Raw genomic sequence first — 18,944 nt, 5'->3', positions numbered from 1 at the left:
CAGAAGGTGAAATCGAACCAACACAAGGAGTGCCCGATGTCGTCAACAGTCCTGTACATGTCCATGTCCCTCGACGGCTTCATTGCCGGACCCAACGAAAGCCCTGAGAACGGTCTCGGCGATGGCGGCGAGCGACTGCACGAATGGATCTTCCCGGGCGCCGACGACGGTGACTACGAGGCGGCGGTAGCACGTCTACAGGGTGTGAACCGGCAGATCTACGACGAGTTCATGCATACCGGTGCCGTCGTCGTCGGCCGCGGGACCTTCGAACCCGCCCGCGGCTGGGGCGGCGACCACCATGACGGTGCTCCCATCTATGTCCTCAGCCGAGGCGAGGCTCCCGACTGGGCAGCCGACTGGCCATTTGTGCACTACGTGAGCGACCTCGGCGAGGCAATGCGCGCAGCGAAGGCAGCTGCCGGTGACAAGAACGTCGTCGTCCATGGCGCAGGCATCGCTCAGCGCGCTTTGCCAGAAGGGCTGATCGACGAACTCGAGATCCACTTGGTCCCCGTACTGCTCGGCGGCGGGCGGCGACTCTTCGAGCACCTCGGCATCCAGCAGCGCGAGCTCGAGCGGCTTCGCGTCCTCGAAGGCGATGGCGGTGTGGTCCACCTGCGCTACCGCGTCCGCGGCTGATCAGTACCGCCGCCCCGAGAGTGCAGTTTTCGTCGCTGCTCGTCGTGATTTGTGACCAGAAGTGCACTCTCGGCGGTCGGCGGTGCTCAGACCTTGTCGAGGAAGCCGAGAACTCGGGTGAGGCGGCCCTGCGCGTCGAGTTCGACGACGTCGAAGCCGATGATCGGGGCGTCCCCACCCGCCGGACCGAGTTCCCATTGGAATCGAGCCTGGTTGTGGTGACCGTCCACCGGTCCGAGGAGCCGAAACTCAAAGCCCGCGAACTGCGCTTGCACGGCGCCGATGGTGGCGGCGATCTCGTCGTGGCCGACAGCCGAGACAAGCGGGTCTGTGTAGGTTGCGCCGTCCGCCCACAGTTCCGCTACCGCGGCGTCGCGCTTGGCCGCGTCTGTTTCGTTCCATGCGGAGATGTACTGTGCTGCAAGGTGTTCGAAGTCGCTCATGACTGTCTCCGGTCTTGGGAACCGCCCCGGCGGCGGGTCTGCAACAAGATTGGAGCAACGAGGTACGGGCGTCGATTACCTCGGAGGTAATCGCGATGCCTCCTCGAGCGACATAGTCTCGCATTCATGACCACCACCGAACAGCCCGTCGGTGTGCTGCTGCGGCAGTGGCGCGAACGGCGCCGCTTGAGCCAGTTGGACCTCGCCAGCCGGACCGAGGTGTCCGCGCGCCATGTCAGCTTCCTGGAGACCGGCCGCTCGCGACCCACGAAGGCGATGCTTCTTCGGCTGAGCGAGCAGCTGGAAATTCCACTACGCGAACGGAATTCGCTGTTGCTCGCGGGCGGTTTCGCGCCGGCGTATCCGCAGCACACACTGCACGACGTGCCGATGGCGGCGGTATCGGACGCGATCGGAATGATTCTCGCTGCTCACTCTCCCTATCCAGCTGTGGTGGTCGACAGGCACTGGAACATGGTCGACGGCAACGACGGCGTTGCCCTGTTCACGGTCGGTTGCTCCGCGCAATTGCTGGAGCCTCCGGTGAACGTGCTGCGGCTGAGTCTGCATCCAGACGGAATGGCATCGCGGATAACGAATCTCGGTCAGTGGCGGGCACATATTCTCGATCGGTTGGCTCATCAGATCGCCGCGTCGGGTGACCCCGAGCTTGTCGCCCTGCAACGCGAACTGAGCGAGTACCCGGGTGACGACGCAGATCGAGTCCATGACACGCGTTCGCTCGTCGTGCCATTGAAATTCGAGGGTGACCTCTCGTTCTTCAGCACGACGACGGTCTTCGGCACTCCGCTCGACGTGACCCTGTCCGAGTTGGCGATCGAGGCCTTCTACCCAGCCGACGCGGCGACAGCCACTGCAATCCGCTCACTACGAAACGGACAAACATAGACTCGCGGTATGGACCAGCCCAACGTCGACTACATCTCCTACGAGGAGTTCGGTCGTCGCTTCATCGAACACGCCGTGACTGCCGAGCGCGTCCGCGGCGCATTGGACGACCTTGCCGGCAGCAGTTTTCAGTTCGGTCCCATCGGTGCCGGACCAGGTCGGATCGCGAAAATCTCCGCTGACGTCGATCTCGGCGACATCGAAGTGACGCGGTACGTCCTCGACGAAATCACGTTCGAACTCGTCATCCCGATCAAGGTTCATCTGGTCATCGATCTAGCGCTCGACGTGCACCGATTCGACGTCGATGGGAACGTTCACGTCGGCCTACGTGTGCGAACGGCCGCTCCCCTGCGCGTGATCGTCGACGTCGAACCGTCGAAGAAGAAGGACGTGCGCATCGATGTTTCGCCGCAAACGATCCGCGGCGGATTGCTGCGCATCGTCGCGAGCGTCGATCAGGAGATCAAGCGGTTCGTCGTGAAGTACATCAACAACGAAATCGAAAAGCCCCATATCCAAGCTGCTCGGGACATCGATGTCGCTGCTCGCATCGACAGCGCCTGGGCGCACCAACAGAGCTAGGGACCGACCCACTTGTTACTCGACGGGTCGCAATGAACGGCTATTCCGCCGGGAGTTTGCGACACGTTGTCGTTGGGATATTTGCACGTGGTGCCGATGTTGTGGACTCCGAGGATCGGCGCGGTGCGCACCCATTTGTAGCCACCCGGCTTTTCGACATATGTGCAGACGAGTTGGTCCCCGCTAAGCCCATCGACACCCACTCTGCCCGGCGTGGAGCAGATTTGCCCGACCCCGCCGACAACCGGCGAGGGCTGCGCATGTGCCGAACCGACACCGCCACCCATGGCCACGGCGGTGAACAGGATCGCCATCGCAGAAAGCGCAATTCTCTCCGACATTCGCATCGACAACAGCCTGCCCCGCGACCTCTCGATTGACAAGCTTTTCCTGTTGTAGCCCGACGCAAATGGTGTTTCACAACGCGCGCAGCACGCCATAGCGTTGGCTCGTGACCTCGAGACTGGACATCGCGACCGACTCCGGGATTGTGCGTGGCCGTCGCGACGGAAACGTGGTGACCTGGCGCGCGGTTCCGTACGCGGCGCCACCGGTCGGCGACCTGAGGCTGCGGTCGCCTGCGCGCATTGCGGCGTGGACAGGCATCCGTGACGCGCGCGAGTTCAGGGATGCCGCGCTGTCTCACCCCTTCAGCTCGCCGCTCGGCCTCCTCCGGCGCCAGCGACAGAGTGAAGACTGCTTGACGCTGAATGTCTGCGCTCCAATCGATTTGGGTGCGCCAAGACCCGTGCTGGTGTTCGTCCATGGCGGCGGATTCTTCGAGGGAAGTTCGGCGTGGCCCCTATACGATCCACGCCCGCTAGTCGATCGCGGCGATGTCGTGCTTGTGTCGATCAACTACCGCCTCAACGCGTTCGGCTTCATCGACTTCTCGAAATACTCGACACCGGACCGACCGTTCGAGTCGAACTTGGGCCTGCGCGACCAAGTTGCTGCCCTCGAGTGGGTGCAGCGCAACATCGCAGCCTTCGGCGGTGACCCGCGCAACGTCACGCTTTTCGGCGAATCGGCCGGCGGCGCGTCCGTTGTGGATCTGATGACGGTCCCTGCAGCCGAAGGACTGTTCCATCGCGTCATCGCGCAGAGTGCGCCGGCAGACGCGGTCTGCAGCCCCGAGAGCGCCGCCGCGGTCGCCGATGCATGCATCGCGAACCTCGGTGCGACGCCGGAGACCGCTGCGTCCGCGCTGCAGAACTTGAGCGCACGAACAATCGTGCGAGCCGCGTTGAAGTTGCTGCATCCCATGATGTCCCAGGTTCCGGGCCGAATGCCCTTCGTTCCCGTCGTCGACGGCGAATTCCTGCCCGAGGAGCCACTCGCCGCTTTCGCGAACGGTCGCGCGCACCGCGTTCCGATGATCATCGGGACCAACCGCAATGAACTGGACCTGCATGGACGTCTCATCGACGTACTGCCATCGAAGGATCGCCTGATCGACCGGATGTTCGCCGCGACCAATCCCGCTGTGCAGCGCGACATTCTCGCGGCGTACGAGCACCTTCCCGGTCGACCGGGTGCACTGCAGTTCGGCACCGATTCGTTCTTTCTCCGACCGACGCTTGCGGCGTGCGAGGCGCACCAGGCCTACGCCCCGACATACGTGTACCGATTCGACTACGCGACGCCGTTGCTGCGGCTGACCCGGGTCGGCGCATTTCACGGGTTCGAGCTGCTCGCGGTGTTCGGCGTTGTGGACAAGTGGTTGCCGAGGCTGCTGGCAATCGGCGCACGTGCAACGTTTCGCGCGGTGTCCGAGGAAACACAGGACCACTGGCTGAGTTTCGCGAAAAGCGGCGCGCCCCTGTCGCATTGGCCGGCGTACACCGAAACCGAACGCGCGACCCTGCTGATCGACGAGTCGTCACGCGTGGTCTGCGACCTCGACCCGGATATCCGCGCGGCATTGAGCACCTACGACGGTCCCTACCGGACCCTCACGGCGGGCTGAGTTTGCCGGGTCGGCCACACGACAGCTAGTCGTTGCGGCCCGGCGCCACGATCGATTGCCCGGACCAGCGCAAGGCAGCCGAGCAGCGAGACCAGGGTCGCGATGCCGAAGAGCGCGGTGTAGCCGAAAGCATCGGCAAGGGCGGCACCGGCGAACGAGGAAATACCCGTCGCTATGACGATGGCGCAGGCGTACAAGGTGTAGTCGGTGCCCGCGTGCTCACGGTCGGAGGCGTCCATCATCAACGTGAACAACGCGACCGTCGCCATGCCGCCGAGTAGGTGCTCGGCGATGGTGGCGGCATAGATCAACTCGACTTGGCCGTTACCCGCCGCGGCCGCGACATACAGGGCCAGGCTGCCGGCCTGCAGTAATCCGCAGCCGAGCAACGCTTTACGGCGTCCGAAGCGGAACGCGACCCAGCCGCCGAGCGCAGCGCCGGCCAGTCCCATGATCGATCCGATTGCGCCTTTAAGCAGCGCGATGTGTTCTTTGCTCAACCCCGCGTCGCTCAGATACGGACCGACAAGCGTCGCCGCCATCGAATCGCCGAACTTGTACAAGCAGATGAGCAGGACGAACAGTCCGACGCCGGGCAGGCGCAACCGAGTGGCCCACTCCAACCACACTCGTCGCACGGGTGCCGCCCGTGCGGGTGCAGGTTCACGAAGCCAGAAGACCGGCAAGCAGGTCACGACCAGGATGAGCGCCATGCCACCGAACATGACGCTCCACCCGGCCTTCGCGAAGACGAAGAGCAGGAGTCCGCCGCCGAGGATCATGCCGATGCGGTAGGCACCGACCTGAATGCCGTTCGCCAACCCTCGCTGAGCGGTGTCGAGCGTGCGTACGGCAAGTCCGTCGGTGGCGATATCCTGAACTGCAGCAAGCACATTGAAGACGAACAACGCCGCGAAGATCACTCGGTAGCCGTCGGCGAGGTCGGCAAAAGCGAGCAACCCCGCTCCGATTGCTGCGGCGATCTGCAATGGAATGAGCCACTGCCGTCGAGTCCCATAGTGGTCGACGATCGGCGCCCAGGCGAATTTCAGTGCCCATGGCACGAAGAGCAGGCTCGTCGCGCTGATCGCCTTGAGCGACAAGCCCTCTTCACGCATCAGGACCGGCAACGCGGTGGTGAAGAAACCGTAGGGCACACCCTGCGCGAGGTACAGGCTCGTCAGCAGCCACAACAGGTAGATGCGGCTGGGCGAGTTCATGAGGAGACCTTAACGGGCGCGCCGCCGACCGATACTGTGGGGAAATGAGCGTATCGCCGCGGACCGTTGATGCCGAGATCGCTCGATCATGGTTGTTGGTGAACGCGATGCGCACCGAGACGTTCGACGAGGCGCACCGCTCCCGCGCAGATCAGATCGTGCTGGACATCGAAGATGCCGTCGACCCGAAGCTCAAACCATCAGCTCGCGAAGCCGTTGCGTCGTGGCTCGAGACGACGTCGGCGTGGGTGCGGATCAACGACCGCTCGACCTCGTTCTGGTCCGACGACGTCGACCGGTTGAAGGGCCTGCCCGGGCTCGCCGGGGTCATGCTCGCCAAAGCCGAATCCGCCGAACAGGTCACCGAGACCTTCGACCGACTGGGCGGTACCACCCGCGTACTCGCGCTGGTCGAGTCGGCACTCGGGATTGAAGAAGCCGCCAAGATCGCGAAGGCACGCGGCGCTTTCCGGCTCGCGTTCGGCAGCGGCGACTATCGCCGCGACACCGGGACCAGCGCCGACGACCTCGCTATGGCGTACCCCCGCTCACGCCTGGTCATTGCGAGCCGAATCGGGAAGCTGCCCGGACCCATCGACGGTCCGACGGTGAGCAACAGCCACTCCGTGCTTCGCGAGCAGTCTGCGGTCACCGTGTCGCTCGGCCTGACTGGAAAGCTTTGCCTCAACATCGACCAGCTGCCCGTGATCAACGAGGCGATCAGTCCGACGTCATCGGATGTCGCCTGGGCACGCGACTTTCTCGACGACTTCGAAGCTCGTGGCCGAACTATTCGCGACGGCAGTGATCCCCCGCGCCTCGGGCGAGCGCAGAAGATCACGCGCCTCGCCTCCGCGTTCGGCATTACCCCCTTGTGAGTCTTTTAGGAGTCCCTGGACTCCTAAAAGACTCACAAGGGTTTGGTTGGAATGGGGCAGGCGTCGACCACGTCTTGGACGATCAACGCTTCGGATCCGGCGGGCGGACGGTCGCCGCGCTCCCAATCGGCGCCAGTGAGCGGGACCGTCGCCGCGAGTTCTTCGTTCTCCTCTGGCGTGAAGACCCGTCCCCGGGAGAGGAACCGAACACCTTCCGGTGACTCGAGGCTGAATCCCCCACCGCGACCTGGGACCACGTCGAGCACAAGCTGCGTGTGCTTCCACGTCTCGAACTGCGAACCCGAAATCCACACGGGCACGTCGTCGACGACTCCGAGCAGCACGTCTCGGTCGCCGACGATGAACTCCCCCTCGGGGAAGCACATCGGCGACGACCCATCGCAACACCCACCGGACTGATGCATCATCAGTCCGCCGTGGAGACCGCGGAGGCGACGCAGTAATTCCATCGCCTCCGCGGTAGCTACGAGCCGACCAACCATCAGAAGAAGCCTTGTGCCTTTTGTGAATAGGACACGAGCAGGTTCTTGGTCTGCTGGTAGTGGTCGAGCATCATCTTGTGGTTCTCGCGACCGATTCCCGACTGCTTGTAGCCGCCGAATGCCGCGTGCGCCGGGTACTGGTGGTAGCAGTTGGTCCAGACACGTCCGGCCTTGATATCGCGACCCGCACGGTAGGCGGTGCCGCCGTTGCGGGACCACACGCCTGCGCCGAGACCGTAGAGGGTGTCGTTGGCAATGGCGATCGCGTCGTCGTAGTCCTTGAACGACGTCACCGACACCACCGGACCGAAGATCTCCTCCTGGAAGATGCGCATCTTGTTGTCGCCGGTGAAGATCGTCGGCTGGACGTAGTAGCCACCGTTGAGGTCGCCGCCGAGCTCGGCGCGCTCACCACCGGTGACGAGCTGTGCGCCTTCGCCCTTGCCGATCTCGATGTAGGACAAGATCTTCTCGAGCTGATCGTTGGACGCCTGCGCGCCGATCATCGTCTCGGTGTCGAGCGGATCGCCCTGTCGCACAGCCTTTGTCCGGATTGCGGCCATCGCGAGGAACTCATCGTGAATGTCCGCCTGGATCAGTGACCGCGACGGGCAGGTGCAGACCTCGCCCTGGTTGAGCGCGAACATCGTGAAGCCCTCGAGGGCCTTGTCCTGGTAGTCGTCGTTGGCGGCGAGCACGTCGGAGAAGAAGATGTTGGGGCTCTTGCCGCCGAGCTCGAGCGTTACCGGGATCAGGTTCTGCGACGCGTACTGCATGATCAGGCGGCCGGTCGTCGTTTCGCCCGTGAACGCGATCTTCGCGATGCGGTTGCTCGACGCGAGCGGCTTGCCGGCTTCGACGCCGAATCCGTTGACGATGTTGAGCACGCCGGGCGGGAGCAGGTCGCCGATGACGCTGATCAAGTACAGGATCGATGCCGGAGTCTGCTCGGCCGGCTTGAGCACGATGGCGTTGCCTGCGGCGAGTGCGGGAGCGAGCTTCCATACGGCCATGAGGATGGGGAAGTTCCACGGAATGATCTGCCCGACGACGCCGAGCGGCTCGTGGAAGTGGTAGGCCACCGTGTCCTCGTCGATCTCGGACAGCGAACCCTCTTGTGCCCGAATGGCTCCGGCGAAGTAGCGGAAGTGGTCGATGGCCAACGGAATGTCGGCGTTGAGGGTTTCCCGGACCGGCTTGCCGTTGTCCCACGACTCGGCGACCGCGATTGCTTCGAGGTTCGCCTCGATGCGGTCGGCGATCTTGTTGAGCACCACGGCGCGCTCCGCGGGTGATGACTTTCCCCACGCCGGGGCAGCAGCGTGTGCGGCGTCGAGGGCGAGGTCGATGTCTTCGGAGGTCGAACGTGCGACCTCACAGAACGGCTGACCCGTCACCGGGGTCGGATTCTCGAAGTATTGGCCCTTTACCGGCGGCACCCATTGCCCGCCGATCCAGTTGTCATAGCGGGATTCGAACGTCATGACGGAATCCGGCGAACCGGGACGGGCGTAAACGGACATCTGTAAAACTCCTTTGTTGCGCGACCGAAGGGCGATGAGAGCGAACCTACGAGCGCAACGTTGCAACGACGTTGCAGTGACAAACGCCACTCTCTCGACTGACGACCCCGGTTAACCGAAGGTTCGGTCGAGAACGGCGATCCGCGCCTTGACCTGCGAATATCGCGGATCGAGTCGGTCGAGCGTGGCAAGGTAGGCGTTCCAGGCGCCGATGTCGTCGCGACCGTCGACGGTCTGGGTCCAGGCGGCCAGCAGTCCCGGGTCGCGCTTTCGGACGAGCGCAGCCTGCATCTGTGCACGCAATTCCTCGCGCACGCGGTAGACCCCGGGCGCTGAGGATCGCGGCAATACCGGACCGCTGTAGACCGTCGACGCGCGTGCGATGTCGCCACGAGCCAAGGCGTCGCGAACGTCGGCGACGTCGGTCCGCAGGTCGCGCGACACGCGGTACGGCCGAGACGACAGACCGTCGCCACCGAACACTCGCCGAAGCCGTGACATCTCCGCGCGGACCGTCACCGCATCGAGGTCGACTTCGTCGAGCAATACTGCGAGCTGTTCGGCGGTGAGGCCTTCGGGGTGTTCGGTGAGCAGCAGCAGTATCTCGGCGTGCCTGGGCGACAACGTGATCCGCTCGGTTCCCCGAATCAGTTCGGGGTGCGGACCGAGGACGGTGAGGCGAGGGCGGTTCGCGCCGAGCAACATCGGGTGATCGCGCAGTCGGTAACGAAGCTCCGATTCTGCTGCGCTGACGGTCGCGCGGACCAAGGCGAGCACCTCGGGCACCGCCACCCGCGGTCCGCCCGTGATGTCGACGGCGCCGAGAATGCGGCCGGTGTTCGGATCGTGAATCGGCGCAGCGGTACAGCTCCACTCATGGACCGAGCGGCTGAAATGTTCGGCACCGAAGATCTGCACACAGTGATCGAGGGCCAAGGCGGTGCCGGGTGCGTTGGTTCCGACGGCTCGTTCGCTCCAGTCCGCACCTTCTGCGAAGTTGATCGAGAGGGCGCGGTCGCGCGCGCGACTGTTTCCTTCGACCCACAACAGCCGACCGCCTGCGTCGCTGATCGCAATCAGCAAACCCGCCTCGGACGCGTCCTCGACGAGCAGATTCTCGATGAGTGGACGGACCAACGCCATCGGATGCGCGGCGCGGTACTCCTCGAATTCGGCGTCGGTCAGGACGTTGGGTGCCGTCCGGTCCGGGTCGACGGCAGCGCGCTTGCTCCGCGACCACGACTCGAAGACCATCCGTCGAATGTCGCGAGCGGTTGCCGCGGTCTCGAGGAAGGTGTTGTGGGCTTTGGCAATCCGGGCACCGAGCAGCGCAACATCGTCGGACGGATGTATCGCTACACCGTCCGACGGGCGAAGCTCGGAATCCGACATACCGTCGTCAGCCCTTCTGCGGATGTCTCCAGGTTACAACCGCAGAATGCTGTCACACTTCGCGCCGCCATCTCGTCCTAGTTGTGTACCCACTTTCGAATGAAGGAGAACACCATGGACGCCCGCATCGACATGTTCAGCAACCCCACTGCAATGAAGTTCATCCGTCATATCAACTCCGCTGGGAAGGTTGTCAACGATTCGACTCTCCCCCACGCGACTCAGGAACTGGTCAAACTGCGCGCCAGCCAGATCAACGGCTGCGGGTTCTGCACCGACATGCACAGCAAGGACGCCGTGCACGCCGGCGAATCCTGGGAGCGCCTCAACCTCGTCGCCGCCTGGCGCGAAGCGACCGTGTTCACGGAAGCAGAGCGGGCAGCGCTCGAACTCGCCGAGGAAGGCACCCGCATTGCCGATGCTGCAGGCGGAGTCAGCGACGAGGTCTGGGCCCGCGCCCGCAAGCACTACGACGAGGACCAACTCGTGGCGTTGATTTCCATCATCGCCCTGATCAACGTCTACAACCGGATGAACGTCATGATCCAGATGCCGGCAGGCAGCTACACCCCCGGTCAGTGGAACTGACCTAGCCCTCGTGAGTCTTTTTGGAGTCCATAGACTCCGAAAAGACTCACGAGGGTTGGTCGTCGAAGTGGACTTCCACTCGCTCGAATCCCTTGGCCCGCTGTGCTTTCGCCTGATCGGTATACGCCGCTTTGTCGCCGTCGGTGAGCTCGACATTGTCGGTGAACGGAGTCAGCAACGCCCGCGGGTAAAGGCGATCGACACGGACGGGATTGATCTCCGCGCACAAGACGATCGTCACGGACGCCAGATACAAGAATGCGAGCAGGCCGAGGACGATCGCGAAGACGCTGTTCGTCGCGCTCGATGTCTTCACGATTCGCGCTACGTAGACCGCGCCGAACGTCTGCAGCAAGTACCACAACACCGCAGCGACGACGGCGCCGGGAATGACGTCGCGGAACGATACGGAACGCGCCGTGAATACCCGGAACGCGACGAGGAAGATCGCAATATCGACCACGACGGACGCGATGGCAAAGAAGATTCTGGTGTTGCCGCCCAACGCTCCGAACGCGCCGCCCAGCAGCGACACGAACGTGGTCGCAACCAGGCCCGCTCCGAGTACCAGCAGGAGAAGCACGCTGCGTATTCGCGAGAGAATCGGATTCGGCCGTTTGTTTCGCGGCACCGACCACACCGTGTCCATCGCGTTCTGTGCCGCCTGACCGATTCCCAAGGCGCCGTACAGTGCGCCGGCAATTCCGATTGCGACGCCGGCACCGCCGCCGCTGAGCTCACTCGGCTGTGCGAGTTGTTCGCCGATGACGGGGAATTGATGGAGAGCCGACTCGACCAGTTGGTCACGCAGATCGGGGTGATCGGTCAGGACCACCCCGAGGATCGTCGTCAGCAGCAGCAGAATCGGGAACAGCGACACGAATGCGTAGTAGGTGATGAGGGCGGCCAGATAGCCGCCCTTGTCGTCGACGTACTTGTAGATCACCGCAATCGGGAACCCCACGAAACGAAACCGCCGCTGAAACCTGTCCAGCCAATCGACCATGAGGTGACGCTAGCGTGCCGACGGACCGCACCTAGTCAGAACGCCGGGCTCAGCCCCAACGTCACACGGCCGGTGAACTGGGTCTGCTTCGCCCGCGGGAGCGGATGGAAGAGCCCACCGTGGATGTCGCGATACAGCCGCTCGATCTCACCTTGGCGCGAGTAACCGAAGCCGCCGGTGACCTCGATCGCCAGCCGGACCGTCTCGATCAGGGCCTCTGCCACAACAGTTTTGCGACACAGGATCTTGCTGGCGAAGGCATCGGTGTTGGGGAACCGGAGGTCGTCGGAGTCCGCGAACATCGCGGCGATGAGGTCCTCGGCAGTTGTGTAGGCGTTCATCATCTCGCCGACGAGTTGGAAGGTATGCGCCTCACGGCGGCCGGCGACAACGGTCCGCGCGGTCGTCACGGCGGCGTCCGCAATCCCGAGGTAGGCGGACATGACCAGTGGCAGCGCCGCTCCGATGACAATGTTGAGCAGTGGCGGCCAGACGTCGGCGGGACGAATCAGGGAGACCGCAGCGTGGGGTACGAAGACGTCGTCGAGGACGACGGTGTGCGAGCCAGTCGCACGAAGACCCATTGTGTCCCAGGTCGATTCGATGCTCACACCGTCGGCGCTCTTCGGGACGGCAATGTGGAGGACGTTAGGTCCGTCGGGTGCGTCGTCCCACCGAATGCTGGTGACGATGATGTCGCCCACCTCGCAACCGCTGGCGGGCGCTTTCCGGGCGCTCACTCGGTAGCCCCCCTCGACGCGCTCCGCCGTGCCGTTCGACGCCATCCAATCGGAGGCGCCGGTGCTGATCAAGATTGCTTGACTGCCCGCGACTTTCTCGAAGACCTTCGAGGCGTCCATGCCGTGCTTGTGCCGCCAGACCTGGGTCGCGACGAGATGGCTGTGCATGGCAAATGCGACGGCGGTCGACGGGTCGTCGCGGCCCAATTCGCGCAGTGCTCGACCGATTTCCGCATGCGACGCGCCACCGCCACCGAACTCGGTCGGGACCAGCGCGCTGGACAGCCCGGTCGTGCGAAGCGCATCGAATGCGGGGGCGGAAATCTCGCCGGTGCGGTCGCGTTCGGCGACTTCCGGTCGGAGCGTAGCGCCGATCTCTCTGGCCAGGCCGACCCAGTCGGTCGTGGCGTTGGGGGTGCGAGCATCTGCAAAAGTTGTCATGTACCAAAGGTAGAAATCGCGCTGAGCTGCAGATAGTCCAGAAACTGCACTAGAGCGGTACAAAATCTAGACCTAGGGTGTCTTCCATTGTCGCCTGCGTTGTAGTGAGGTGACATTTGTGGCGGATGTCAGCTATGGGCAGTATTGTCCGATTTCTCGGGCACTCGAGGTGATCGGGGACAGATGGTCTTTGCTCATCATTCGCGACCTCCTGGTCGGGACGACCCGCTTCAACGATCTGGCTCGCGGGCTCCCCGGGTTGTCGCGCAGCCTGTTGGCGAAGCGGCTGCGGCAGTTCGAGAATGCAGGACTCATCGAACGGACGGGCAACCACTACCTGCTCACGGATGCCGGACTTGCGTTGAAGCCCACCGTGTTCGGCTTGGGCGAATGGGGCGCGCAATATGCCTTTGGTGACCCCGCGCCCGACGAACTCGACGCCGAGTTGCTCGTGTGGTGGATGCATACGAGATTGGACACAAGCGAGTTGCCGGGCAAGCGGCACGTCTTCCACATCAAGTTCACCGACGACCGCAGGCTGTACTGGGTTGTCATCGAGGCTGGTGATCCGTCGGTCTGCACGACCGACCCCGGTTACGGCGTCGACGTGACGATCACCTCCGACGTGGCCTCGCTGAATCAGGTGTGGCTCGGACGATTGCCGTTGATGGACGCGATCCGGAGCGGCAGAGTCGAACTCGGCGGTCAGAGCGCATTCACCCGACGGATGGGTTCGATCATGCGGTTGAGTCCACTCGCGCCTGCGGTGGTAGCGCAGGGATAGAGTTCTTCACATCGCACCAAGCGCATCGCCGGAGGCTGCCGTGATCGTTCCTTTGACTGTGTCCGACTTCCTTGCCCGTGCAGAGTCGGTCTATCCCGACCGCATCGCGGTGATCGACGAACCGGATCAGCCGGCTCCCAGTCTGGGCACGCTGACGTACCGCGATTTCGCGAACAACGCGCGCGCCCAAGCCGCATATCTCGACCGGCTCGGCGTGCCGGTCGGCGCCAGAGTCGCTGTCATCTCGCAGAACTCAGCGCGCTTACTCACCTCGTTCTTCGGTGTCGCTGGCTGGGGCCGAGTGCTGGTCCCGATCAACTTCAGGCTCACCGCGGCCGAGATCTCCTACATCGTGGGGCATTGCGGCGCGGAGGTCGTGTACGCAGATCCGGCGCTGAAAGACGTGCTCGACTCGCTCGACGTCGAACACAAATTCGTCCTCGGCGACGACGACAACCTCTACCTGCATGGCGTCGAGCCGACGCCTTGGGATTCGCCCGACGAGAATGCCACGGCCACAATCAATTACACCTCGGGCACGACGGCGCGGCCGAAGGGTGTGCAGATGACGCACCGCAACCTGTGGCTGAACGCGACGGTATTCGGGCTGCACACCGCAGTGACGGATCGCGATGTCTTCCTGCACACGCTGCCGATGTTTCACTGCAACGGCTGGGGTATGCCGTTCATCCAGACCGCTCTTGGCACGAAGCAGATCGTGCTCCGCCAGATCGACGGCGCAGAGATCCTTCGGCGAATCGACGAACACGGCGTGACCATGGCGTGCGCCGCTCCGGCCGTGGTGAACGCGGCCTTGGAGGCCGCCGAGTCGTGGGATGGCCCGATTCCGGGACGCGACCGTGTTCGCATCGTGGTTGCCGGCGCGGCACCTCCGACGCGCACCATCGAGCGAGTGCTCGATGTGCTGGGCTGGGAGTTCATTCAGATCTACGGACTCACCGAAACTGCACCGCTGCTGACGATCAACCGATCGCGGGCGGAATGGGACGACCTGCCCGCTGCCGAACGCGCACGCAAACTGGTGCGCGCAGGTGCGCCGGCACTCGGCGTGAGCCTGACGACGAATGTGGACGGCGAGATATTGGCCAGGGCGAACCACATCATGGACGGCTATTGGGAACAACCCGACGAGTCGGCAAAAGCCCTCGAGGACAACTGGTTCCACACCGGCGATGGCGGTCGGATCGACGACGAGGGATACCTCTCCATCCTCGACCGCAAGAAGGACGTCATCATCACCGGCGGCGAGAACGTCTCCAGCATCGAGGTCGAAGACGTTCTGATGTCGCATCCCGCGGTCCGCGAGGTCGCCGTGATCGGAATCCCCGACGAGAAATGGGGCGAACTGGTCACCGCGCTCGTCGTGACCGACGGGTCCGAGGTCACGGTGGAAGCATTGCAAACGCATTGCCGTCAAACGCTGTCCGGCTACAAGATTCCCCGGCGAATCGAGTTCCGGGAGTCGTTGGTGCGCACCGCAACCGGGAAGCTGCAGAAATTCAAACTACGCACTCCCTACTGGGAAGGGCGCGACCGCCAGGTCAACTAACTCCACTTGTGAGCTGGATCGCCAGATCGTCGGTCAGAGCGCCTCGAGCACTTCCAGGCCGAACCACACCAGCAGCATGAGTACGACGCCGACGATCACTGCCGTCGTCGTACTGGCGAAGATCAATGTGATGCCGCCGCCGATCGCGCCGACGACCAAACCACCGATGAAGCGCTCCATGGCTGGAGATCATATTTGGTGCGCCCGGCGTTCGCAGACTGACCACGCAACTCGGTGATCACGGGGAAAAGGACCAATTTACGGCGTACGAACGGTACTTTTCTCCGTGATCACCGCGGTCGGGCGCCGAGTTTCATAACAGAGCAACTGCTCTGTTAAAGTGGAATCATGCCCCGCCCGCGTATCCACGATCCCGACAGCGTGCTCGACGCTGCCGAGTCGCTGGCTGTCGAGTCGGGGCCGGGCGCTGTCACCATCCGCGCGGTTGCGGCGGCGACCGGGGTGTCCAACGGCGCGATTTATCACACGTTCGGTTCACGTGCGGAACTGTTGGGCCGCACCTGGCTTCGCGCGGCTCGCCACTTCCTCGCGGTGCAGACCGACCTCGTCGACGACGCTCTCGACGCGGTCGAGGCAGTCGTCGCGGCGGCAGATGCCCCCGCCGTGTTCGCCGACCAGTTCCCGCGATCGTCGAAATTGCTGTTCACCGTCAGCAAGAGCGACCTTCTTCGTGACGACCTGCCACCCGACGTCGCTAACGACCTCCGCGAGGTCGAGGCTGCCCTGCTCGATCTGTTGATCCGGCTGGCCCTGCGTATGTGGGACCGCAAGGACCGGTACGCCGTCGACGTCATCACTACCTGCGTCGTCGATCTGCCGACCAGCATCCTGTTGCATCGCGATCGCACGAAAGATCCGACCGCCCGCGCACACCTGCGCGCCGCCGTGCGCGCAGTTCTCGACATCGGTCCACCGCAACACCACACCAAAGGAGCCCAGCATGCCCAGCTTGACCTACCGTGACAAGGTCGCCGTTCTCGATCTCGGTGACGACGAAAACCGCTTCTCGCCAACGGTTCTGGAGGAAATCAACACACACCTCGACACGGCGGTCGCCGACGGCGCGCATGGACTCGTGACGACGGCGAGTGGAAAGTTCTACACCAACGGGCTCGATCTGGACTGGTTGGGCGCCAACAGCGACCGCGCGAAATGGTATGTCAGCGAGGTCCAGGGTCTGCTGGCTCGTGTTCTCGCACTGCCGATTCCGACCGTCGCCGCACTGCCTGGCCACGCCTTCGGTGCGGGCGCCATGCTTGCGCTCGCCCACGATTTCCGCGTCATGCGCGCGGACCGCGGGTACTTTTGCCTCCCCGAGGTCGACATCCGCATCCCGTTCACGAAGGGAATGGCGGCAATCATTCAGGCCAAGTTGACTCCCCAGAGCGCCGTGGCGTCGATGACCACCGGCCGCCGATTCGGCGGGACCGACGCGCTGACGTACGGCATCGTCGATGCCACCGCGGCGCAAGGTGCCGAAGTCGATGCCGCTGTGGACATTCTCGCCCCACTCGCTGGCAAAGATCAGGGCACCCTCGGAGCAATCAAGAACACAATGTTCGCGGGTGCAATCGCTGCACTCGGGGAAAGCTAATCGGGTTCCTTCTCCTCCCGGTCGTCGAAGGTGACGTGGATGTCCTGTTGCAGGTGTGCGCGCTGCGCTTGCGCAAAATCCCTGAAGGCTCGCTTGTCACCGACGGCGAGGTCCACGTTGTCGGTGAACGGCGCCAGCAGTGCACGAGGGTAGAGGCGGTCGACTCGGACGACGTTGATCTCGACGCTCCACACAACGACGGCTGCCGCAAGGAACAGAAAAGCCAAGAGGCCCAGCACTATTGCGAATACGCCGTTCACAGCGGATGCGCTTTGTACGACCTTGGCGACATAGATCGCGCCGAACGATTGCAACAGTTGCCATAGGGTCGCGGCCGCGATGGCGCCGGGCGCGACCTCGGCGACGGTCAACTTCCGTGCGGTCGTCAATTTGAAGGCGATGACGAACAGGATCGAGTTCGCCACCAACGTAGCGAACAGGATCAAAATCCTCGGCAGCCCGCCGATCGAAGCAAGGACGCCGACACCCGAGATCGACGCCGTCGCAAGGATTCCCAGGCCCACGGTCCCGAGCAGGAGGAGGCCTTGGCCACGCGCGACGATCGGGTTCGGCCGCAGATGACGCGGGACCGACCACGCCGTGTTCATCGCGTTCTGGAACGCTAGTGCCACACCGAGCCCGCCGTACAGCGACCCGAGCACACCGATCACCAACCCCAACGGTCCGCCGCCGATGCGCGCGGGTTCGTTCAAGTCGTCCCCGATGACGGGGAAATGACTCAACGCCGACTCGGTGATCTGTTGTTGGAGCTCCGGATTGCCTGCGAGGACGAATCCGAGCACGGTCGACAGTAGATACAGCAGTGGAAACAACGCGACGAACCCGTAATAGGTGATCAACGCTGCGAGGTACACACCCTGGTCGTCGATGAACTTGTACAAGACGCCGATGGGGAAACTCAATGCCGGATGGCGTTGCTGCAGCGCATCGAGCTGCTGTGCGACATTCATCTGGGCGCTCCTGGTCGTTGCGCACAACTTGCCACACGCAACCAACCCTCGTGAGTCTTTTTGGAGTCCAGAGACTCCAAAAAGACTCACAAGGGAACCGGGAGTGGCTAGTTCCCGACCTTCGCCGCGTTCGTCGGGCAGAGGGTGTGCGCAGCGACCCGGACCGCCATCTTGGCCTGGTCGGCCGTCCACGGCTGTTCGTCCAGACCGAACTGCGCGGCGGCGTCGAGCGCCTGACCGGCGGTCAAGGCCTCGCACATGCGCTGACCGGTCCCGACGGTGCCTTCCTCGTCGCGGATCGTCACGCCGTTGGCTGGAAGCGTCTCGAGGTACGCAACTTCCGGGGTAGTCGACTTGCTCGGCAGCGACAGCGCCGTGGACCCGGGCAGCGCGGACGGCGCCACATTCACCGTGGACGGGGTCGTCGAGTTGGCCAGGACATCACTCGCCAGGCTCGGACTTGCTTGGTGCGACGACGACGGCTTGTCCGACGAGCACCCGGCAAGAGCGATTGCGAAGACGGCAAGGGCGGCGGGGAGGAGGCGGGTCACGTTTCGCCATCTTGCCAGACGGGCTGAAATAGGTCGGACGACCGATGTGACGACATAGCCTTTCGCCGCACGATTTGTACATGTTCGCGCAGTTGGTCAGATTCGCACTCGTCGGCGGTGCAAGCAACGCCGTCTACGGCCTCGCTTTCGTCGTCCTCAGCTCGCACGGCGTGCTCACAGCCAATTTTCTCGGCGCGATCCTCAGCACGGCATTGGCCAACGAACTGCACCGCAGCATCACGTTCGGTGCTTCGGAACGGGTCGGCTGGTTGTCCGCTCAGCTCGAGGGCGGCGGCCTCGCCCTCGTCGGGTTGGTCGTCAGCACGCTGGCGATCGGAGCCTTTCACAGTGCCTATCCCGCAGCCAGCGCCCTGGCCGCCGGAGCTCTCGTCGTGTCGGTGAGCGCGGCAATCGGTGGACTGCGCTTTCTCGCCCTTCGCGGCCTCGTCTTCGCCGCGTAACCCCCACCCTCGTGAGTCTTTTAGGAGTCCCTGGACTCTGTCCAGTCTCGACACATGTGGGACATCTGATGTCTACCCACATGTGGGACAGGTTGTTGGATGCGTAGGTGATGGCACCTGAGACCGGGCTTGGATCAGTTCATGCCCAGATCG

22 protein-coding genes are annotated in these 18,944 nt (G+C 63.6%); 11 read left to right on the top strand and 11 right to left on the bottom strand.

Going from position 1 to position 18,944, the window contains the following annotated elements; all coding sequences use genetic code 11:
- Window positions 1–36 precede the first annotated feature (36 nt).
- Window positions 37–642, top strand: a complete 606-nt coding sequence (locus FGL95_RS31720; protein WP_169594942.1) for a dihydrofolate reductase family protein — start codon at window positions 37–39, stop codon at window positions 640–642.
- Window positions 643–728: 86 nt separating this feature from the next.
- On the opposite strand, the gene FGL95_RS31715 is transcribed toward FGL95_RS31720, so the two are convergent.
- Window positions 729–1,085, bottom strand: coding sequence for a nuclear transport factor 2 family protein (locus FGL95_RS31715; RefSeq protein WP_169594940.1), 357 nt, complete (start codon window positions 1,083–1,085; stop codon window positions 729–731).
- 126 nt (window positions 1,086–1,211) lie between these two features.
- On the opposite strand from FGL95_RS31715, the gene FGL95_RS31710 reads away from it, so the two are divergent.
- Window positions 1,212–1,994, top strand: coding sequence for a helix-turn-helix domain-containing protein (locus FGL95_RS31710; protein WP_169594938.1), 783 nt, complete (start codon window positions 1,212–1,214; stop codon window positions 1,992–1,994).
- A gap of 9 nt (window positions 1,995–2,003) precedes the next feature.
- Window positions 2,004–2,579, top strand: coding sequence for a hypothetical protein (locus FGL95_RS31705; RefSeq protein WP_169594936.1), 576 nt, complete (start codon window positions 2,004–2,006; stop codon window positions 2,577–2,579).
- Here the strand turns inward: FGL95_RS31705 and FGL95_RS31700 are convergent.
- Window positions 2,576–2,926: a hypothetical protein gene (locus FGL95_RS31700; RefSeq protein ID WP_169594934.1), complete on the bottom strand. Its 351-nt coding sequence runs from the start codon at window positions 2,924–2,926 to the stop codon at window positions 2,576–2,578. The genes FGL95_RS31705 and FGL95_RS31700 overlap by 4 nt on opposite strands.
- Window positions 2,927–3,030: 104 nt before the next feature.
- Between FGL95_RS31700 and FGL95_RS31695 the strand changes: the two genes are divergently transcribed.
- Complete coding sequence (locus FGL95_RS31695; RefSeq protein ID WP_169594932.1) at window positions 3,031–4,548, top strand: carboxylesterase family protein; 1,518 nt, start codon at window positions 3,031–3,033, stop codon at window positions 4,546–4,548.
- On the opposite strand, the gene FGL95_RS31690 is transcribed toward FGL95_RS31695, so the two are convergent.
- Complete coding sequence (locus tag FGL95_RS31690) at window positions 4,524–5,768, bottom strand: MFS transporter (protein ID WP_169594930.1); 1,245 nt, start codon at window positions 5,766–5,768, stop codon at window positions 4,524–4,526. The genes FGL95_RS31695 and FGL95_RS31690 overlap by 25 nt on opposite strands.
- A 44-nt stretch (window positions 5,769–5,812) precedes the next feature.
- Here FGL95_RS31690 and FGL95_RS31685 point away from each other — a divergent pair, with 44 nt between their 5' ends.
- Window positions 5,813–6,646 carry an HpcH/HpaI aldolase/citrate lyase family protein gene (locus tag FGL95_RS31685; protein WP_169594928.1) on the top strand — a complete coding sequence of 278 codons (834 nt, stop codon included), beginning with the start codon at window positions 5,813–5,815 and terminating at the stop codon, window positions 6,644–6,646.
- Window positions 6,647–6,678: 32 nt separating this feature from the next.
- Here FGL95_RS31685 and FGL95_RS31680 read toward each other — a convergent pair whose 3' ends face one another.
- From FGL95_RS31680 to FGL95_RS31670, 3 genes are all read right to left on the bottom strand, one after another.
- On the bottom strand, window positions 6,679–7,149 hold the full coding sequence (locus tag FGL95_RS31680; RefSeq protein ID WP_240963469.1) for a DUF779 domain-containing protein: 471 nt from the start codon (window positions 7,147–7,149) through the stop codon (window positions 6,679–6,681).
- Window positions 7,149–8,672, bottom strand: coding sequence for an aldehyde dehydrogenase (gene adh / locus FGL95_RS31675; RefSeq protein WP_169594926.1), 1,524 nt, complete (start codon window positions 8,670–8,672; stop codon window positions 7,149–7,151). Before adh ends, FGL95_RS31680 begins: the two co-directional genes overlap by 1 nt.
- 111 nt (window positions 8,673–8,783) lie before the next feature.
- Window positions 8,784–10,064, bottom strand: coding sequence for a sigma-54-dependent transcriptional regulator family protein (locus FGL95_RS31670; RefSeq protein WP_169594925.1), 1,281 nt, complete (start codon window positions 10,062–10,064; stop codon window positions 8,784–8,786).
- A gap of 114 nt (window positions 10,065–10,178) precedes the next feature.
- Between FGL95_RS31670 and FGL95_RS31665 the strand changes: the two genes are divergently transcribed.
- Window positions 10,179–10,652, top strand: a complete 474-nt coding sequence (locus tag FGL95_RS31665; RefSeq protein ID WP_169594923.1) for a carboxymuconolactone decarboxylase family protein — start codon at window positions 10,179–10,181, stop codon at window positions 10,650–10,652.
- 46 nt (window positions 10,653–10,698) lie between these two features.
- Here the strand turns inward: FGL95_RS31665 and FGL95_RS31660 are convergent, their stop codons facing one another.
- Window positions 10,699–11,658 (bottom strand): YihY/virulence factor BrkB family protein, encoded by a 960-nt coding sequence (locus tag FGL95_RS31660; RefSeq protein WP_169594921.1) that lies wholly within the window; start codon window positions 11,656–11,658, stop codon window positions 10,699–10,701.
- A 35-nt stretch (window positions 11,659–11,693) separates the two neighbouring features.
- Window positions 11,694–12,839, bottom strand: coding sequence for an acyl-CoA dehydrogenase family protein (locus FGL95_RS31655; RefSeq protein ID WP_169594919.1), 1,146 nt, complete (start codon window positions 12,837–12,839; stop codon window positions 11,694–11,696).
- A gap of 118 nt (window positions 12,840–12,957) precedes the next feature.
- Between FGL95_RS31655 and FGL95_RS31650 the strand changes: the two genes are divergently transcribed.
- Together FGL95_RS31650 and FGL95_RS31645 are read left to right on the top strand one after the other, a co-directional pair.
- Window positions 12,958–13,623, top strand: a complete 666-nt coding sequence (locus tag FGL95_RS31650) for a winged helix-turn-helix transcriptional regulator (protein ID WP_338080110.1) — start codon at window positions 12,958–12,960, stop codon at window positions 13,621–13,623.
- A gap of 40 nt (window positions 13,624–13,663) precedes the next feature.
- Window positions 13,664–15,193 (top strand): AMP-binding protein, encoded by a 1,530-nt coding sequence (locus tag FGL95_RS31645; protein ID WP_169594917.1) that lies wholly within the window; start codon window positions 13,664–13,666, stop codon window positions 15,191–15,193.
- Window positions 15,194–15,226: 33 nt separating this feature from the next.
- Here FGL95_RS31645 and FGL95_RS31640 read toward each other — a convergent pair whose 3' ends face one another.
- Window positions 15,227–15,373, bottom strand: coding sequence for a hypothetical protein (locus FGL95_RS31640; protein ID WP_169594915.1), 147 nt, complete (start codon window positions 15,371–15,373; stop codon window positions 15,227–15,229).
- A 168-nt stretch (window positions 15,374–15,541) separates the two neighbouring features.
- Here FGL95_RS31640 and FGL95_RS31635 point away from each other — a divergent pair, with 168 nt between their 5' ends.
- Window positions 15,542–16,177 carry a TetR/AcrR family transcriptional regulator gene (locus FGL95_RS31635; RefSeq protein WP_169594913.1) on the top strand — a complete coding sequence of 212 codons (636 nt, stop codon included), beginning with the start codon at window positions 15,542–15,544 and terminating at the stop codon, window positions 16,175–16,177.
- Window positions 16,155–16,808: an enoyl-CoA hydratase-related protein gene (locus FGL95_RS31630; protein ID WP_169594911.1), complete on the top strand. Its 654-nt coding sequence runs from the start codon at window positions 16,155–16,157 to the stop codon at window positions 16,806–16,808. Before FGL95_RS31635 ends, FGL95_RS31630 begins: the two co-directional genes overlap by 23 nt.
- On the opposite strand, the gene FGL95_RS31625 is transcribed toward FGL95_RS31630, so the two are convergent.
- Complete coding sequence (locus FGL95_RS31625; protein ID WP_169594909.1) at window positions 16,805–17,779, bottom strand: YihY/virulence factor BrkB family protein; 975 nt, start codon at window positions 17,777–17,779, stop codon at window positions 16,805–16,807. The two genes, FGL95_RS31630 and FGL95_RS31625, sit on opposite strands and share 4 nt — an antisense overlap.
- A gap of 107 nt (window positions 17,780–17,886) precedes the next feature.
- Window positions 17,887–18,330, bottom strand: a complete 444-nt coding sequence (locus FGL95_RS33080) for a DUF732 domain-containing protein (RefSeq protein ID WP_169594907.1) — start codon at window positions 18,328–18,330, stop codon at window positions 17,887–17,889.
- Between the two features lie 80 nt (window positions 18,331–18,410).
- Between FGL95_RS33080 and FGL95_RS31615 the strand changes: the two genes are divergently transcribed.
- Entirely contained in the window at window positions 18,411–18,791 is a 381-nt protein-coding gene (locus FGL95_RS31615; RefSeq protein ID WP_169594905.1) for a GtrA family protein, read from the top strand.
- Window positions 18,792–18,944: the final 153 nt, after the last annotated feature.

The organism is Antrihabitans stalactiti, assembly GCF_012932915.1.
GTDB classification, from domain to species: domain Bacteria; phylum Actinomycetota; class Actinomycetes; order Mycobacteriales; family Mycobacteriaceae; genus Antrihabitans; species Antrihabitans stalactiti.
This window is presented reverse-complemented; position numbering and strand designations above follow the sequence as displayed.

Coding starts and splice junctions, on each gene's coding strand:
- FGL95_RS31690 (WP_169594930.1), bottom strand. CDS start 5,768: ATGAACTCGCCCAGCCGCATCTACCTGTTGTGGCTGCTGACGAGCCTG.
- FGL95_RS31660 (WP_169594921.1), bottom strand. CDS start 11,658: ATGGTCGATTGGCTGGACAGGTTTCAGCGGCGGTTTCGTTTCGTGGGG.
- FGL95_RS31615 (WP_169594905.1), top strand. CDS start 18,411: ATGTTCGCGCAGTTGGTCAGATTCGCACTCGTCGGCGGTGCAAGCAAC.
- FGL95_RS31630 (WP_169594911.1), top strand. CDS start 16,155: ATGCCCAGCTTGACCTACCGTGACAAGGTCGCCGTTCTCGATCTCGGT.
- FGL95_RS31685 (WP_169594928.1), top strand. CDS start 5,813: ATGAGCGTATCGCCGCGGACCGTTGATGCCGAGATCGCTCGATCATGG.
- FGL95_RS31655 (WP_169594919.1), bottom strand. CDS start 12,839: ATGACAACTTTTGCAGATGCTCGCACCCCCAACGCCACGACCGACTGG.
- FGL95_RS31635 (WP_169594913.1), top strand. CDS start 15,542: ATGCCCCGCCCGCGTATCCACGATCCCGACAGCGTGCTCGACGCTGCC.
- FGL95_RS31670 (WP_169594925.1), bottom strand. CDS start 10,064: ATGTCGGATTCCGAGCTTCGCCCGTCGGACGGTGTAGCGATACATCCG.
- FGL95_RS31710 (WP_169594938.1), top strand. CDS start 1,212: ATGACCACCACCGAACAGCCCGTCGGTGTGCTGCTGCGGCAGTGGCGC.
- FGL95_RS31700 (WP_169594934.1), bottom strand. CDS start 2,926: ATGCGAATGTCGGAGAGAATTGCGCTTTCTGCGATGGCGATCCTGTTC.
- FGL95_RS31715 (WP_169594940.1), bottom strand. CDS start 1,085: ATGAGCGACTTCGAACACCTTGCAGCACAGTACATCTCCGCATGGAAC.
- adh (WP_169594926.1), bottom strand. CDS start 8,672: ATGTCCGTTTACGCCCGTCCCGGTTCGCCGGATTCCGTCATGACGTTC.
- FGL95_RS31640 (WP_169594915.1), bottom strand. CDS start 15,373: ATGGAGCGCTTCATCGGTGGTTTGGTCGTCGGCGCGATCGGCGGCGGC.
- FGL95_RS31680 (WP_240963469.1), bottom strand. CDS start 7,149: ATGGTTGGTCGGCTCGTAGCTACCGCGGAGGCGATGGAATTACTGCGT.
- FGL95_RS31625 (WP_169594909.1), bottom strand. CDS start 17,779: ATGAATGTCGCACAGCAGCTCGATGCGCTGCAGCAACGCCATCCGGCA.
- FGL95_RS31720 (WP_169594942.1), top strand. CDS start 37: ATGTCGTCAACAGTCCTGTACATGTCCATGTCCCTCGACGGCTTCATT.
- FGL95_RS31705 (WP_169594936.1), top strand. CDS start 2,004: ATGGACCAGCCCAACGTCGACTACATCTCCTACGAGGAGTTCGGTCGT.
- FGL95_RS31665 (WP_169594923.1), top strand. CDS start 10,179: ATGGACGCCCGCATCGACATGTTCAGCAACCCCACTGCAATGAAGTTC.